Origin of the sequence: Alteromonas sp. KUL49, from assembly GCF_006538345.1 — a bacterium.
In the GTDB taxonomy this organism is placed as follows: Bacteria; Pseudomonadota; Gammaproteobacteria; order Enterobacterales; family Alteromonadaceae; genus Alteromonas.
The window spans coordinates 1-516 of sequence record NZ_BJKL01000046.1; the positions used below are offsets into that span (position 1 = coordinate 1).

The window sequence follows — 516 nt, forward strand, 5'->3', positions numbered from 1 at the left end:
GTCAATGAGTTGGGTGACCGCTTCCAAGGTCCTGATGTGTTCGATGTCTACTGAATGATGACCGTAAAGGGCGCAAGAGCGGCAAGGGTTTCTACACTTACAAAGGTAAGAAGAAAGAGGTCGACAAGTCAGTCTACAAACTTCTGAAACTTCAGCCTGATCCTAAGTTGAGTGATAACGATATCGCGATGCGTTGCGTGTTACCAATGCTAAATGAAGCGGTTCGCTGTCTCGATGAAGGCATAATTCGCAGCCCACGTGATGGCGACATCGGTGCTATCTTCGGTATCGGTTTCCCTCCGTTCCTAGGTGGTCCGTTCCGTTACATGGATCAAATTGGCGTGAAGTCGCTGGTTGAGATGATGAACGACTTTGCTGTGAAGTACGGCGATCGTTTCGCTCCGTGTGATGGTCTACTGACTCGCGCCGGTCTGGATGAGCCGTTCTATAATACCAATCACAGTAAGTAAGTGATCAAAAATAGCGCAGGAAAAACGGCTTGAGAACAAGGCAGAA

General features: G+C 48.4%; 1 pseudogene. It reads left to right on the top strand.

Going from position 1 to position 516, the window contains the following annotated elements:
* Positions 1–470: pseudogene (locus EYS00_RS20465) on the top strand (3-hydroxyacyl-CoA dehydrogenase family protein); the annotation flags it as partial.
* Positions 471–516: the final 46 nt, after the last annotated feature.